This window comes from Nocardia sp. NBC_01730, from assembly GCF_035920445.1.
GTDB lineage: Bacteria > Actinomycetota > Actinomycetes > Mycobacteriales > Mycobacteriaceae > Nocardia.
In genome coordinates, this window is the sequence record NZ_CP109162.1 from 7,774,978 (window position 1) to 7,789,481 (window position 14,504).

Here is a 14,504-nt window from a genome sequence, read left to right on the forward strand (position 1 = left end):
GCGCGGAAAATGTTGGTATCGGCCAATTTTGATGTCTTCGGAACTGGGGTGATGCCGGTCGGCTGCGGCTTTCCCCGTGCGGTGCCGCGGGGTGCGGTAAACGGCGTACATGGACGGCGCCTGGGGAACCGCTGTCGAACGGGCAGGCCGATCGACGTGCGACCTGAATGCACAGAACGACAACGGTGTTCGGCATCGGCTACCGCGGCACGCGTACAGCCTGGGTTGGCATCGGAGGCGGGCAGGACGTTGGCGGGCTTCGAGCCGAAGCTCGTGCTCCATCGGTGAGCGCCTTCGATTGTCGTCGCGCGAGCGGTGCGGCTCGACAGATTGCCGACGAGGCGCCGGCGGTGCTGGTCCGTCGCGAATTCGAGCAACGGTGCCGGGTGCTCAGCACCCGGTCTCGACGTCAGTACGGGACGACGCCGGGCTGGTTGGTCGTGGGTACCTGCTCGGGGTGTTCCTGCACCGGGCCGGTGACGCCCGGTTGCTCGCCCGGACCGGGTAGTTGTACCGGAGGTCCGGCGGGGCCAGGGATCGGCGGCGGAGACGGTGCGGGCTGCGGGATCTGTTGTGTGGGTGGGGGAGGCGGGAGTGTCTGTTGTGTCGGGGGTGCGGGTTCGGGTGACGGTGCCTGCTGCGTCGGCGGCGCGGGCGGTGTGGACGGTGCCTGCGGGTTCGAAGGTGCCTGCTGAGTCGGCGGAGCCTGTTGCGTCGGCGGTGTCGGTTGCGAATCGGGCATCTGCTGAGTCGGCGGTGCCGGAGTCTGCGATGGTGCTCGGGATTCCGGCGCGGAGGGCGCGGGCTGTGGTGTGTTCGGCATCGACTGGTCCCCGTCCGGACGCACGGGGGCGGGCGTCGAATAGCCTGGCTGCGCGGGTGAAACGGCCTGCGGCGCGAACTGCGAGTTCGGAGCGGGCGCCTGGGGCGGCGTGGGCAGGGCGGGCACCGATGTTCCCGCCAGGGTGTAGGCGGGCTTGTAGATCATGTTCATCGCGAGCACGGCCTCCTGCCGCAGCGCTTCCAGGGCCGTCTGCGCGTTGATGACGTGCGCGGCCTCGAGGAGTTTCGCCACGGTGCTGATCGGTCCGGAGTTGCCGGGTGGCGCCACCGCGAGTTTCACCGCCTCCGCGGCCGCGGCCACGCTGCCGAGCCGGGCGCCGACCTGGCCCATGACCGCGGCCAGCTCGTCTACGGACGCCGCGAAGCTGCGTGCGCTGGCATCCGCGGCGTCGGCGGTGGCGCCCTTCCACTCCGTCGAGTTCAGCACGCGGTCCACACTGCCCCGGGTGAGTGGGAACGAGGTGGTGAGCGTCCCGGCCACCTCCAGCCAGATCGCCGAGGCGTGCAGCACCTGCGCGGCGTCGATCTGCTGTGCCTTGGCGTAGATCTCTTCGTGCCGCATCGACTCGAAGTGCTCCATCGCGCTGATGTAGGTGGGGTCCGAGCCGGTCATCGGGGTAACCTCGATTCGATGGCGCGCAGGGCGGCGGCGTTCGCGGCGTCGGCCTCTTCGAGCAGTCCGCCGCTGATCAGGAACGCCTCCTTCATTCGATAGGCGGCCTCGATGTAATGATCGAGCAGTGCCGCGGCGTCGCGCGCCTTGTGGCCGAAACCTGCCTGCAGCTGCTGCGCGGAGTTGAATCCGCCGAATCCGCCCAGATCCGCGGCGGATTCGAGGCGCCGCTGCAGGTGGATCAGCTGATCGGCCTGTCGGTCGTATTGTTCGGCGCACCGTCGCGCCGCCGCCGGATCGAACTGGAAGGTTCCTGCCTGCGCCGCTTTCTTGAATCGGGCGATATCGGCTCGGCTGGTCTCGATCGTCATCGTCACCCCTGAGATCGGTCGGTCCGACCCAGACTAACCGGAAGCCGAGTGCCGGGTCAGCAGTAGCCACCGACCGGTGCGGGGGACGAGACAACCTATGCCGGAATGCGTTTTTGCAGTTGTGCGGCGATCTGTTCGGGCGAGGCGGGGGTGATGCGCACTGCGTCGCCGGCCTTGATCAGGTAGCGCCCGTCATTCCGCACATCGATCCAGGTGTAGTGGATCGGCGGCGGTGGAGTCGGACGGTCCAGTCGCGGCTCGATCCGGATGTGTCCCGCTGCGGTGTGCGGCGCGAGCAGCAGCCTGCGGATCCGCGGCCCGGCCGGTTGCCGCGTCAGCACGATCTCCTCATCGCGGACCGCGTCGGCCTGCGCGACGCGGGCAGGCTGCGCGCCCGGCGGGGTGTTCGGAAGCAGCGCCGCGATCCGCGTCCCCAGTTTGCCGCTGTGTCCGATCGAAACACGAACGCGGCCACCGAAATCCGCCGTCGCGCCGGGTTCCTGCACCGCGAGCACGGCGCGATCGTAGATCGTCGCGGCCAGCAGTCGCAGTTCACTGCCCGGCTCGTGCGCGGCGCCGATCGCCACGATCCTGGTGTGCGGCTTCGCCAGAATGCGAAGGCAGGCAGAAAGATCCGGGTCGGAGCCGAGCGGCATCCGCTCGGCGAGTGCGATCCTCAGCCTCTCGGCCTGGTCCTCGGTCCGCGGCGTTTCCAGGATGCGCAGCGGATACGGGTGGCGATCAAGATCGGTTTCGCGCCAGATGTGGGCGAACTCGTCTGGAGTGAAGGTCCAATCCACGGCCTGATCACATCCTCACCGAACCCGCCAATGCTGCTCGCAGCCTAGCGGTCCACAGGGCGAATCGGACCTGTCGCACATGGGGACCCAGGATTATGGGCTAACGCCGCAGCGGATTATCGGATATACAACAAACGACCCCAGCTGCTATTGCTCGGCTCGATCGTGCCGGAGCGCTGTGCTCACAACGATCTCGGGGTGATGGGAGTGTGGCGTGCAGGTTCTCGGATCGTGGAGCGATAACGCGACGATATCCGCTATCGGCGGCGGGAAGGCCGGCGGCCTGCACCGGCTGCATCGGGGTGGGTTCCGAGTCCCCGACTGGACCGCGCTCGGTACGGACGTTTGTGCCCGATTCCTCGCCGCATCCCCTTCAACGAACGTGATCGACGTCACGTCCGCGGTGGATCTCGACTCGGCGCTCACGGCGGCCGAGGCAATGCGCGCGGCGATCGGCGCGACACCCCTTCCGTCCGAGATCCGTGCCCTGATCGCCGAGGCATACGACCGGCTCGGCGCGGGACCGATCGCGGTGCGCTCCTCCGTGGCCGCCGAGGACGGCGCCGAACACTCGTACGCGGGCCAATTCGACACATTCTTGAACGTCCACGGTCTGGACGCGGTGCTCGACCGGGTGCGGGCCTGCTGGGCCTCGGCCTTCTCCGAGCGGTCGGTCCGGTATGCCTTCGCCGACGGCAAGCCGAGGGCGGTCGCGACCGCCGTTGTGCTGCAACGGTTGATCGCGGCGCGGGCGAGTGGTGTGGCGTTCACCGCGAACCCGATCAGCGGCGCGTCCGACGAACTCGTGATCAGCGCGGTCTACGGGCTCGGCGAGGGATTGGTGTCCGGCGCGGTGGACGCCGACTCGGTGGTGGTCGACAAATCCTCTGGCGCGGTGCTGGAGACAGTAGTAGGGGACAAAGACCGGTTCTACGCGCCGACCGACGGGCAGGGCCTGGTGGTCACCGAGGTCGACGAGCCACGGCGAGTCGAGCCGACGCTGTCCGAGGCCGAAATCGCCGAGGTGACAACGCTGGGCCGCAGGGTGGAGGAGACTTTCGGCGCGCCACAGGACATCGAGTGGGCGATCGACGAGGACGGCCTGTGGTTGCTGCAATCGCGACCGATCACCACAGCGGTCGGCGTGCCGGACGGTGCGATTCTCCGCGGTGCCGGTGAGGACGTCCCCGACGCCGAGCAGAGAATCTGGGACAACTCCAACATCATCGAGAGCTTCAGCGGCGTCACCTCCCCGCTGACCTACACGACCGCAGCCGATATCTACGGCCGGGTCTACCACGGCTACGCGAAATCGCTGCGGGTGCCACGCGAGCAGCTGCGTCAAACCGAGAGCTGGACTTCGGTGCTGCTGGGCTATTTTCACGGCCGCGTCTACTACAACCTGCTGCACTGGTACCGGATGGTGGGCATCGCCCCCGGCTACCCGCTCAACCGCAAAGTGCTCGAGGCCGCCCTCGGCGTGGACGAGTCACTCACCGATGACATCGCAAAGTCGTTGCACCCATTCACTTTCCGCACTCCGTTCGCCGAGGCGCGGTCCCGTGCGATCACCACCGTGACCTATCTGCGCAGACTGTTCGGCATCGACGAGATGGTCGAGCGGTTCATGACCGACTTCTACCGCGTCTACGACGAGTACGACACCCTGGACTACACCGCGCTCTCCGGCGAGCAGGCGTATGCCGCCTACCGCAGGGTGGACCGGGATCTGGTCGAACGCTGGGGTCCGCTGATGGTGCTGGACGCGATCCTGCTGACCTGCACCGGATTGATGTACCTGCTGACCAAGTTGTTCCTGCCGAAGGCGCCGGAGTGGTTCCTCTACGCCGTGGTCGGGCCGGGCGCCGACGTCGAATCGGCCGAGCCGGCGCGTGCGATGCAAGCGATGGCCGAGCTGGTGCGCGCCGATCCGGACCTGACCATTGTGGTGAATTCGATGAAGCCGGAACAGATTTACCCCGCGCTGTCTGCTCATCCGGAGTTCCGCACACGGGTCGACGAGTACATCGACCGTTACGGCTACCGCAGCCTCGACGAACTCAAACTCGAAACACCTGATCTGCGCGAGGATCCGGCGAGCCTGTTCGTCATGCTGCGCAGCGCCCTTCCGGCCGCACCGCTCAGCCGCGGCGACGACGCCGAGGAGTACCTCGACGCGCACCTGGGTGGCATCCGCCGTCGGATCTATGAACGATTGCGCGGCAAGGTTTCCCGCTGCGCCGCGCACCGCGAGCGGCTGCGGTTCTGCCGTACGAGAGCCTTCGGCATGGTCAAACGAATGATCCGGGTGATGGGCCGGGACCTGGCCGAGCGCGGCGTGATCGACGAGTTCTCCGACGTGTTCCACCTGACCGTGCAGGAGCTGCGCGGCAGCTTCGAGGGGGCCGACACCAGCGGTCTACGCGGGTTGGTAGTGGCGCGGAAGGCGCAGCGCGCCAGAGATTCCGGGCTGGCCGCTCCGGCGCGATTCGTCACGGTCGGCTCGACCTTCGGTCGCGCGGAATTGGCGAGCCAGGGATGGGTTCCGATCACCGACACCCCTGCGGCCGAAGCGGGTACGGTGCTGACGGGCACGCCCTCTGGCGCGGGAGTCGCCGAGGGAACAGCCATCGTGGTCGACGAGCCGCGCGACGTCGCGGGCGGAATCCTGGTGGCCTACCGCACCGATCCCGGATGGGTGGCCGCGCTGCCTTCGGCCGCGGCGCTGGTGATCGAGCGCGGCAGCCCGCTCACTCATGTGGCCATTGTGGCGCGGGAACTGGGCGTTCCGACGGTGGTCCAGGTCAAAGACGTCACCAAAAAGATACGGACCAGCACGAAGATTCGGGTGGACGGCACCAATGGAACGGTTACTGTGCTGTCCGAAGGAGACCACCACGATGCACAGTGACAAAGACGTTGCGGCAGTGCGACATTGGCTGGCCGAGCCCGCCGGGGCCGCCGGTATCCACCTCGCCGACGAGGTAGACGGGTGGGAGTTCCGCAGCTACGCCGAACTTGCCGAGCAGACCTGGTCCATCGCGGCGCTGATGCGGGCGCACGGGATGACCAGCGGTGACGGCGCCTGCGTGATCATGCCGACCGGCTTCCCCTGCGTCGCCGCGTTCTACGCCGTGTGGGCCTGTGGTGGCGTCTTCACACCCGTCGCACCGCCGATGTTCGGCGACCTGGTCCAGATCGTCGCGCACATCGCCGCGATCATGACCGCAGCGAGCCCACGGCTGGTGGTGACCTCCCCGGAGTTCGAGCAACTGGTGCGGCAGGCGGCCGAGGTGGCGGGCCGCAGCGACGAACCGCTCGTGATCGGTGCGGCGACCCTGCCCGCGCCGCCCGCGGTGCGCGAGTTCGGCGAACCGGACGAGTGCGCGCTGCTGCAATTCACCTCCGGCTCCACCGGCGCGCCGCGCGGAGTGCGGGTCAGCTGGCACAACCTGGCGAACAACATCGCCATGATCTCGGCGCTGATCGACTGGCGCGACGGCGAGGCAATGGTCTCCTGGTTGCCGCTGTACCACGATATGGGCCTGGTCGGCGCGTTCCTGACCACCGTGACAAATCAGGGCGAGCTGTATCTGATGCGCCCCGATCAGTTCGTCCGTGATCCGGTGCGGTGGTTGCGTGCCATGACGCATGCCCAGCATTCGCCCTCGCCGTCGTTCGCGCTCGGCTACGTCGCGCATCGGGTGCGACAGGAGGCGATCGCCGACCTCGACTTGTCCGGCTGGCGCACGCTCGCCGTCGGGTCCGAACCGGTTGAAGTGGCCGACCTGCAGTCTTTCGCGAGTCTCGCAGGCAGCCGAGGCTTTTCGATGAACGCCTACACGCTGGCCTACGGTCTCGCCGAGGCGACGCTGATGGTGACCTCGTCGGCACGCAACCGGCCGATCACCGCGCTGCGGGTCGACAACCCCAGCCTGCGGTTCGGCGAGCCGGTGCGCGTCCTGGACGAGGAACTGCTCGACGACACGCACCGCGTCGAGGGTGCGGGGTGGATCACCGGACTCGGCTATTCGACGCCCGAATCGACGGTGCGGGTTGTGGACGAGGAGGGACGGGAGCTGCCCGACGGGGTGCTCGGTGAGATGGTGGTGGTCGGTGATTCGGTGGCGCTCGGCTACTCCGACGATTCGGCCACCGCGTCCACCCGGATCGCCGACGGCGCGCTCTACAGCGGGGACGCCGGATTCCTGCACCGCGGCGAGGTTTTCGTGCTGGGACGAATGGGGTCGAGTCTCAAAGTACGCGGACGGTCGGTCTTCATGGAGGACATCGAATCGCGGGTGGCCGGGGAAACCGGGATCACCAAGGGCAAGCTCGCGGCCGTCGCGATCACCGATCCCGGCTCGCAGGGCATCGCGCTGTTCGCGGAGTCCGGGCCTGGGGAGTGGATCGCGAGGGCGCGCAGAATCATTCGCGGCGAACTCGGGCCCGCACAGACGGTGACCATCGTCACCGGACCGCGCGGTATCATCCGGCGTACCTCCAGCGGCAAGCCGCGCCGCAGGTATATGTGGCAGCAGTTCCGTGACGGCGAACTGGCCGGAGCGGTGGTGCACGAGGCCGACGGCATCGTGACCGCGGGCACGGTGGACTCGCACTCCGACAGCGTGGCCGAGGTAACGGCGACAGGCGACGAGAGCGCACCTGTCGCCGGTCCCGCCGCCGCGGACGGCACACCGGAACCGACGTTGCCCGCCGACCGCGTGGCAATGCTGCTCGACCACGCCATGGACAGCGTCGAGGTTCCGGCGAACTCGACCATCCTGTTCGAGGGCTCGCTCGCAGAAGGTTTCGGCAACGAGGGCTCCGACGTGGACTTTCTGGTCCTGGCGCCCGGCGACGCGGAACTGCCGACCTTGCCGACCGTGCTGTTCGTCGACGGCCGCCGTGTGGAGATCCGCACCTGCTCGGTGGCGCAGCTGTGCCGCCGGCTCGAGCAGGTGGCGCACGCCGCGGCCCCGGGTGAACTCGACGAGGACGTGCTCAATCGGTGCCAACGGTTTTTGCGCGCCACCGTGGTGCGCACCACGCCGGACGCTCCTGACGTCACCGAGTTGCGTGCTCTGCTACCGCATCCCGTCTTCGCGGGCATCATCGCGAACTGGTGGCGCCGCCGTGCGCTCCACGCCCTGCGCTACGCCGCCGCGTTGCGCACCCTGAAGGCACGCGACGAGGCCATCGGCTGGGCACGCGACGGGCTGCTTCAGGCGATGAAGGGATGGGCGGCCCGCCGCGGCGAAACCTATCTGGAAACCAAGTGGCTACCCCGGCAGCTGGACCGGATCGGCGGCGGCGACCTGATCGACCGTTACCGCGACCTGAGCGGCCCGGAGGCGTGGGCGGGTGATGATGAGGCACGCACCTTCGGTGACACCCCGCCCATCGTCCTCGGCGCCTGGAAACAGCTGCTGGAGCTGGCAGCGGACCTCGGCGTAGCGGAACCGGTCGACGATCCACAGCGGATCCTTTTCGCCAGGGTCCCCGGCGTCACCACCTGGACGATCGGCCCGCGCATCCATGTGTTGCGCGGTGACAGCGACGTCTTCGCGCTATCCGACAGCGGCGCCCCAGCGTGGCGGTCGGTGGTGTTCCGCCACTCGCTGGCCGACGTGCTGGCGCGCGCACGCTGTGACATCTCCGTCGAGCTCACCGAGTTCCTTCGGCTCGGACTGGTCGGATTGCATTGGCGCGGTGGTGGACTCATCACTCCCGCGCTCGCGATGTGCGCACCGCTGCGGCCCTATACCCCGGTGCCCGCGACGATCGCGCCCACGCTCGGAGTGGGGGGTGCGGCTCGTGCGGACGCGGTCGCCACACTCTCGCCGCTGCCTGCACGGCGCTTCACCGAATGCGCGCTGAACCTCGTCTGGTCGAACGTCGTGCTGGAGAACGCGCGTGAGGATCTGGCGGGCGCGGTGAAGAACACCCAGAGCGCGGTCGCCGACATCGCGGCGCACCGGTTGGTCGCGATGGCGGTACGGGTGGTGTTGAGCGCTTTCGGTTTCCATCCGCTGCCCGCCGACGTCGCTCCCGCCGCGACGCTGCGCCGGATCCTGCCGCCGCACGCCGCGTACCGTGACGACCTGCTTGCTGGACTGGAATCCGCTCAGCGCGTGCGCTTCTCGGAGATCATCGCCGCAGGCGGCGACGCCATGGCCGGTCTGGCGACGCTCGACGACTTCGTCACCCTGGTGCGTCTGGTCGCCGCGGGAACCGATCCGGCAGCAGGTGTGGACGGTTTCCCCGCCTCGTTCGACTCGCGCGAGCAGTGGCGGCGCACGCTGGCGATCGGGTACGACTGGCTGCGCATCGCGGGCTATCTCGACACCGATCTGCCCCTGGACGAGGCGCGCGACCTGCTGGCCTCGGGTGGGCAGCAACCCCATCTACGAGAAGGGGGCCGGGCATGACCGCCGCCGCCGATACTGCAGTGGCCGAACGGGTACGCGGGCTGGTCCGTGCCATGGCGCCCGATCACGGGGCGCCCGAAGGCGACGACCGGCGGCTCGTGGAGGATCTCGGCTTCGATTCGCTGCGGCTGATGGAGCTGACCGTGGTGCTCGAGCGCGCCTTCGGACTGCCGCGTTACCGGCCGGAGGAGCTGGTCGGTGTCCGCCGGGTGGGCGAGGTGATCGCCCTGGTCGGGCGCAGCGTGGCGGGAGGCTCGTCGTGACAGGCGGCGACACGGTGCTGGTCACCGGCGCCACCGGACTGATCGGCGCCGAAGTGGTCGCTCGGCTCGCCGCCGCGAGCAGACCGGTCGCCGCCGTGCTGCACAGCAAGGCGCGCATTGTCCGAAACGACGGAACGCAGATCGGCGCGGGCACGTCGGTCGCGGGCGACATCCGCGCCCCCGGCTTCGGTCTGTCCGACCGAGACCGGAACGATTTCGCCGAACGGGTGGGGATGATCGTGCACTGCGCGGCGACCACGGCGTTCGACGCCTCCGAAACCGAGTACGACGAACTCAACGTGCGGGGTGCGGCGAACGCGATCGCCCTCGCCCGGCAGTGGGATGTGCCGCTGGTGCACGTCAGTACCGCGTATGTGTGCGGCATGCGGGGTGGGATCATCGCCGAGGATGATCTCGATCTGGGGCAGTCATTCGGAAACGGCTATGAGCGCGGCAAGTTTCGGGCCGAGCAGTTGGTGCGCGCCGCGAGCGAGCAAGGTGTGCGCTCGGCCGTCGTGCGGCCCGGCATCGTGACCGGAGCGAGCGACACCGGCGTGATCCGCGAGTACAAGAACCTCTACACCGTCGTCAAACTCATGGTCGAGGGCAAGTTGCGTTCGCTGCCCGGCCGCTACGACGCGACGCTGTCTCTGGCGCCGGTCGACCACGTCGCCGACGTGGTGGCCGCAGCGGTCTTGGATTTCGACTCGGCACACGGGTGCACGCTGCACGCGCTCGGCCGCGACACGCTGTCGCTGCGTGAGGTCTCGGACGTCCTGGCCGAGTACCCGTCGTTCGAGGTCGCGACGTTCGTGCCAGCGGCGACTTTCCGCGAGGAGGATCTCGGCACGATCGAACGCGAATACTACGGGCGGATCGGGTCGCTCTACACCAGCTACTTCCAGCGCCGTCTGGTCTTCGACACCACACACGCGGAGGTGTTGATCGGCAGGCCGTCCCCGCCGACCGGCAAGGAGTATCTGCGGTTGCTGCTCGACCACTGTCTGGAAGCCGGCTATCTCGGTGTTCCGCTTCCGGGTATCGAGGAAGTGCTGGCGGGCAACGACTTCGGCGGAGCAGGCCGGTGAACGCTCCGCTGCGCGAGCTGCTCGCCGCGCTGACGCCGCAGCCGGAGAAGGTGGACGCCTACCTGGGCGACACCTACCTGCAGGAGACCGTCGATCAGCTCGATCGTCTCGGCATCGATGCGGCGAAGTTCGCCAGGGAGCATTCCCTGTTGCTGCTCAAGCCGGACGCGGTCGTCGCGAGAGGGATCGAGCCCACGCTGGAGTGGTTGGGAGACAACGGGTTTCGGGTTGTCGCGGCCCGCCGCGTCCCGGTGGACCGGCACCTGGCCCGCGCGTTGTGGTACTTCGCATGGAACATCGCCTCGCCCGAGCGCAGGCGCCTGGCCGATCTGCTCGTTCGCATCGCGGACGTGCTGGTGCTGGTAGTGCGGGGCGAGGACGGCGACCTGCCGGTCCCGGTCCGGCTCACCGAGGCGAAGGGCGCGACCGACCCCCGCAAGCGCACGCCGGGCGAACTGCGTTATCTGCTCGGGCGCCACAGCTACCTGCTGAATCTGGTGCACTCGCCCGACGATCCCGCCGACGTGCTGCGGGAACTCGCCATCTACCTCGACGAGCGAAGCAGGGCGACGGTGCTCGCGCAGATCACGACCGGCGCCGACCGTGCGTCCGAGGCCGTCGCGATCGCCCGAGACCTGTACGCGCACACGCCTGCCCGCAGTTTCGACCGAGCCGACGCACTGGAGCGAATCCTGCGTGACCTCGAGCGAGCCGGGGTGTCGGTCCCGTCCGAGTTCGATCCGGCGGTGGACGCGGACTGCGCGCGCCTGCTGGACGCCGCGTGGGACGAGGATCGAGAGCTCGACCCGTGGTCGGTGATCGTGCTCGGGTCCTATGTACTTCCCATGCGGACCGGCAAGCAGCCGCAGACGCTGCGGCCGGTGTCGGCGCAAGAATGGTTGGAGGCACGACCGTGAACGTCCAAACGGTGAAGACCGCGACCCACCTCCGCACGATCTCCCGCGAGCTAGCGCACCGATGCGCGGTGTCGGAGGTGTTCGTCACCTCGCTGGATGCCCTCGGCGAGGACGAATTCGTGGTCGGCGCCCAACTTCCCAGAATGCACGCCTATTACGGTGACCACGCCGGACAGCTGGGCCTGCGCTACGACCCACTGCTGGTCATGGAGGCGGCTCGGCAGGGCGCCATCGCGCTCACCCACGAGTTCTATAACGTGCCGCCGGAGATGGCCTTCATCGTGCGAACCTTCAACGGCACCGGCGCGGATACCGCTGCGTGGGAGATCGCCACGGCACCTGCGGATCTGGTGATGAAGGTCCGGGTGCCCCGCCGCCACCACAGCGGTGACACGCTGATCGGGCTGGACATGGTGCTCGAGATCGATGCAGGCGCCGAGTCGATGATGACGGTCGACGGATCGTTCTCCTGGACGACACAGCAGCACTGGTCGGCACTGCGCTCCGCGTTTCGCGACAGCCTCGGTCTCGGCCCGTTCGCCGGCGCCGCCGCGCACACCGAACGCGCCGATTGCGCCGCGGTGGGCAGGGAGAACTGGCGCAATGTGGTGATCGGCCCGCCAGACCTGGCCGGCACGGCCGCTCGCGCGGCGCTGGCGCCGGACCTCAACCACCCCTTCCTGTTCGACCACCAACTCGATCACGTGCCGGGCAGCCTGCTGATCGAGGCGTGCAGGCAGACCGCGCTGGCCATGGTGGTTCCGCAGCTGCTGCGGCTCGAGTGTGTCGGCAGCACGTTCGAGCGGTTCGTCGAATTGGACCGTCCCGCCGAATGCGTCACCGAGATCACCGGCAGCCAGGCCGATCGGACCGTGGTGCACTGCGAGATCCGCCAGTGCGGCGCGGTCGCCGCCGCGGTCGACCTCGAATTCGCCGAGGACGACCTGGTCACCGAGCAGGACGGCGCGGACCTGACCGTGGACGGCATCTGATGGGCGTCGAACTGCTCACCACCACCCGGGCCTTCCGCCGCAGGCTGGACCTGACCCGCCCGGTGGCCCGCCGGGATCTGCTGGACTGTGTGCGGATCGCGGTCCACGCGCCGAGCGGAAGCAATCGCCAGCCGTGGCGCTTTCTGGTGGTGCAGGACTCCGAGACGAAGCAGCGGATCGCCGAGTACTATCGAAAAGTGTTCGCCGCCAACCTTTCCGGCCGCACCCCGCGCCCCGATCAGCTCGGCGATTTGTCCTCCGCCCGCCATCTCGCCGAGCATCTGCACGAGGTGCCCGCGCTGGTGCTGGTCTGCTCGATCGGTCGCCCGCCGGAACCTGCCTCGCCGCCGCGGCTCGCGAGTTTCTACGGCTCGATCTATCCGGCGGTGTGGAACTTCATGCTCGCGCTGCACGAGCGCGGGCTCGGCTCCTGCCTCACCACCGCGCATCTGTTCTACGAGCGCGAGATCGCCGAGCTACTCGGTATCCCGTTCGACGAGGTGGCGCAGGTGGCGCTGATCCCGGTGGCGCATCTGCGGCCCGGGCCGTCCGCGGCCGGTCGACGCGCCCCCGCCACCGAGGTGACCATGTGGGACAGATGGGGCACGGCATGAGGGTAAGGCTTGGAGGCGGCAGTTTGCGTAACCACGTAGGGCCCGGGAATGCGAGGAAGGACACAGCATGAGCGTGCTCGCCTCCGCCGCGCGGATCACACACTTCACTGCGGTGATGTACAAGCCGCACTACCTGCTCTACGGCATCCTCTGGGTGCTCGCGCTGGAGGGTACCGCCGCGCTGGTGACCGGCTTGGACTGGCATCCGACCGGCGCCACCGTCGTGCGCATTCTGGTCGTCGCGTTCGTGCTGTTGTATCTCCGCATGGTCGACGAGCAGAAGGATCTCGAATACGACCGTGTGCACAATCCCGATCGTCCCTTGGTCACCGGCGCGGTCAGCGCCGCCGACCTGCGTATTGCCATGGGCCTCATCGCGGTCGGCGCCGGAGCCGCGAGTCTCGCGCTGTCGGTCGGATCGGCCGTAATGATCGCCACGGCATTGGTCTACGGGCTTGCGCTGTGGGGCATGGAGCGCCTTTTCGAGACGATCCGGACGAACATTCTGGTCAACCTGGTCGTCACCTATCCGGTGCAGCTGCTGGTCACCGCATATGTCGTCGTTTCGGCGATCGACACCGGCGCCGTCGGCACGCGGTGGCAGGCGGCGGCTGTCGCTGTCGTCTTCGCGGGGGCTTTCCTCCAGTTCGAGTTCGCGAGGAAGACGACTCGGGTTGGGCGTTCGGACGCGATGCTGTACTCGAATGTTCTGGGAGCCAGGGGCAGCGCGGTCGCCGCGCTGCTGTGCGCCGCGGTGGCGGTTACGGGTGATCTCGCGCTGGTCCGGCCGTGGGAGTGTTCCGGGCTCGGGGTGTTGATCGCCTGGATCGCATTGCCGCTGCTGCTGATTCCCGCCTTCGGATTCTGGCGGTTCGTCGCCGGGGATCGACCGGATCATCCTGTGCTTCCCGCGGTCGTGTTCATTCTCGCGCTCTATCTCGTCCTCATCGCGCAGGCTCTGGTCCTTTCCTGAACGGCGCGGGGTCTCGGTTGTGTCGCACTCGACCGGTCCGCCCGATTCTGGTGAAATTACCTCCGAGGATTTGGGACTCGAGGATGATACTGGCCCGGACGCGGGCACGCCAGAGTTGCCGAGGAAAGGGTTGCGGTGCACACCATGATGCGGCGGATAAGCGGAGGCGGTGGCCTGCTGGTAATCGCGGCCGGACTCCTCCTCGCGGGAGCCGGGCCCGCCTCCGCCGAACCGGCAGGCTGTTTCGTCGACCGCGGGCTCACCGACGCGGCCGCGCTCTGCCATAGCGGTGAGGGGTCTTCGGTGCTGGAGGCCGAGTGCCTCGGCTTCTTCGTCCCGCCTGCGCAGTCCGAGCCGGTGTTCGGCTACTACAGCGGATTCGAGTCTCAGCAGACGCCGGTCGGCAGGGCGATGCGCGTCACCTGCGTTTCCGACAATACGGTGGGTATCGCGACCGCCGCGTTCGTCATGCCTGCCGCGCCATAAGCTGTGCGGCAGGAACGGAACCACGGCAGAAGCTACAGCGTGTCTCCCGACCGGTAAGAGTCGGTAGACACCGTCCTTCTCGGACGTCCTCGACTCACGCCGATACGGCGTGG

At 68.2% G+C, this 14,504-nt stretch carries 12 protein-coding genes; 9 read left to right on the forward strand and 3 right to left on the reverse strand.

From position 1 onward, the window contains the following. Window positions 1–409: 409 nt before the first annotated feature. The 3 genes from OHB12_RS32305 to OHB12_RS32315 all read right to left on the reverse strand — a co-directional run bounded on the left by OHB12_RS32305 (window position 410) and on the right by OHB12_RS32315 (window position 2,627). Window positions 410–1,456 (reverse strand): hypothetical protein, encoded by a 1,047-nt coding sequence (locus tag OHB12_RS32305; protein WP_327113731.1) that lies wholly within the window; start codon window positions 1,454–1,456, stop codon window positions 410–412. Further along, a complete protein-coding gene (locus tag OHB12_RS32310) occupies window positions 1,453–1,827 on the reverse strand; it encodes a hypothetical protein (RefSeq protein WP_327113733.1) in 375 nt (124 codons plus the stop codon). The genes OHB12_RS32305 and OHB12_RS32310 overlap by 4 nt, the downstream gene beginning before the upstream one ends. Before the next feature lie 95 nt (window positions 1,828–1,922). Continuing rightward, window positions 1,923–2,627: an ESX secretion-associated protein EspG gene (locus tag OHB12_RS32315; protein WP_327113735.1), complete on the reverse strand. Its 705-nt coding sequence runs from the start codon at window positions 2,625–2,627 to the stop codon at window positions 1,923–1,925. A gap of 214 nt (window positions 2,628–2,841) precedes the next feature. Here OHB12_RS32315 and OHB12_RS32320 point away from each other — a divergent pair, with 214 nt between their 5' ends. The 9 genes from OHB12_RS32320 to OHB12_RS32360 all read left to right on the forward strand — a co-directional run bounded on the left by OHB12_RS32320 (window position 2,842) and on the right by OHB12_RS32360 (window position 14,391). Then, window positions 2,842–5,538: a phosphoenolpyruvate synthase gene (locus OHB12_RS32320; protein WP_327113737.1), complete on the forward strand. Its 2,697-nt coding sequence runs from the start codon at window positions 2,842–2,844 to the stop codon at window positions 5,536–5,538. Next, the gene (locus tag OHB12_RS32325) at window positions 5,528–9,058 is read left to right on the forward strand and encodes an AMP-binding protein (protein ID WP_327113739.1); all 3,531 of its coding nucleotides are present in this window, start codon (window positions 5,528–5,530) and stop codon (window positions 9,056–9,058) included. The genes OHB12_RS32320 and OHB12_RS32325 overlap by 11 nt, the downstream gene beginning before the upstream one ends. After that, window positions 9,055–9,321, forward strand: coding sequence for an acyl carrier protein (locus OHB12_RS32330; protein WP_327113741.1), 267 nt, complete (start codon window positions 9,055–9,057; stop codon window positions 9,319–9,321). The genes OHB12_RS32325 and OHB12_RS32330 overlap by 4 nt, the downstream gene beginning before the upstream one ends. Continuing rightward, window positions 9,318–10,409: an SDR family oxidoreductase gene (locus OHB12_RS32335; RefSeq protein WP_327113743.1), complete on the forward strand. Its 1,092-nt coding sequence runs from the start codon at window positions 9,318–9,320 to the stop codon at window positions 10,407–10,409. Before OHB12_RS32330 ends, OHB12_RS32335 begins: the two co-directional genes overlap by 4 nt. Beyond that, entirely contained in the window at window positions 10,406–11,326 is a 921-nt protein-coding gene (locus OHB12_RS32340; protein WP_327113745.1) for a nucleoside-diphosphate kinase, read from the forward strand. The genes OHB12_RS32335 and OHB12_RS32340 overlap by 4 nt, the downstream gene beginning before the upstream one ends. After that, window positions 11,323–12,318, forward strand: coding sequence for a ScbA/BarX family gamma-butyrolactone biosynthesis protein (locus OHB12_RS32345; RefSeq protein ID WP_327113747.1), 996 nt, complete (start codon window positions 11,323–11,325; stop codon window positions 12,316–12,318). Before OHB12_RS32340 ends, OHB12_RS32345 begins: the two co-directional genes overlap by 4 nt. After that, window positions 12,318–12,932, forward strand: a complete 615-nt coding sequence (locus OHB12_RS32350) for a nitroreductase family protein (RefSeq protein WP_327113749.1) — start codon at window positions 12,318–12,320, stop codon at window positions 12,930–12,932. Before OHB12_RS32345 ends, OHB12_RS32350 begins: the two co-directional genes overlap by 1 nt. A 67-nt stretch (window positions 12,933–12,999) precedes the next feature. After that, window positions 13,000–13,905, forward strand: coding sequence for a hypothetical protein (locus OHB12_RS32355; protein ID WP_327113751.1), 906 nt, complete (start codon window positions 13,000–13,002; stop codon window positions 13,903–13,905). Window positions 13,906–14,040: 135 nt separating this feature from the next. Next, window positions 14,041–14,391 (forward strand): hypothetical protein, encoded by a 351-nt coding sequence (locus OHB12_RS32360; protein ID WP_327113753.1) that lies wholly within the window; start codon window positions 14,041–14,043, stop codon window positions 14,389–14,391. Window positions 14,392–14,504: the final 113 nt, after the last annotated feature.

Excerpts from the sequence above, each read along its gene's own strand:
- OHB12_RS32330 (WP_327113741.1), top strand. The coding sequence starts at position 9,055 with ATGACCGCCGCCGCCGATACTGCAGTGGCCGAACGGGTACGCGGGCTG.
- OHB12_RS32325 (WP_327113739.1), top strand. The coding sequence starts at position 5,528 with ATGCACAGTGACAAAGACGTTGCGGCAGTGCGACATTGGCTGGCCGAG.
- OHB12_RS32355 (WP_327113751.1), top strand. The coding sequence starts at position 13,000 with ATGAGCGTGCTCGCCTCCGCCGCGCGGATCACACACTTCACTGCGGTG.
- OHB12_RS32305 (WP_327113731.1), bottom strand. The coding sequence starts at position 1,456 with ATGACCGGCTCGGACCCCACCTACATCAGCGCGATGGAGCACTTCGAG.
- OHB12_RS32350 (WP_327113749.1), top strand. The coding sequence starts at position 12,318 with ATGGGCGTCGAACTGCTCACCACCACCCGGGCCTTCCGCCGCAGGCTG.
- OHB12_RS32310 (WP_327113733.1), bottom strand. The coding sequence starts at position 1,827 with ATGACGATCGAGACCAGCCGAGCCGATATCGCCCGATTCAAGAAAGCG.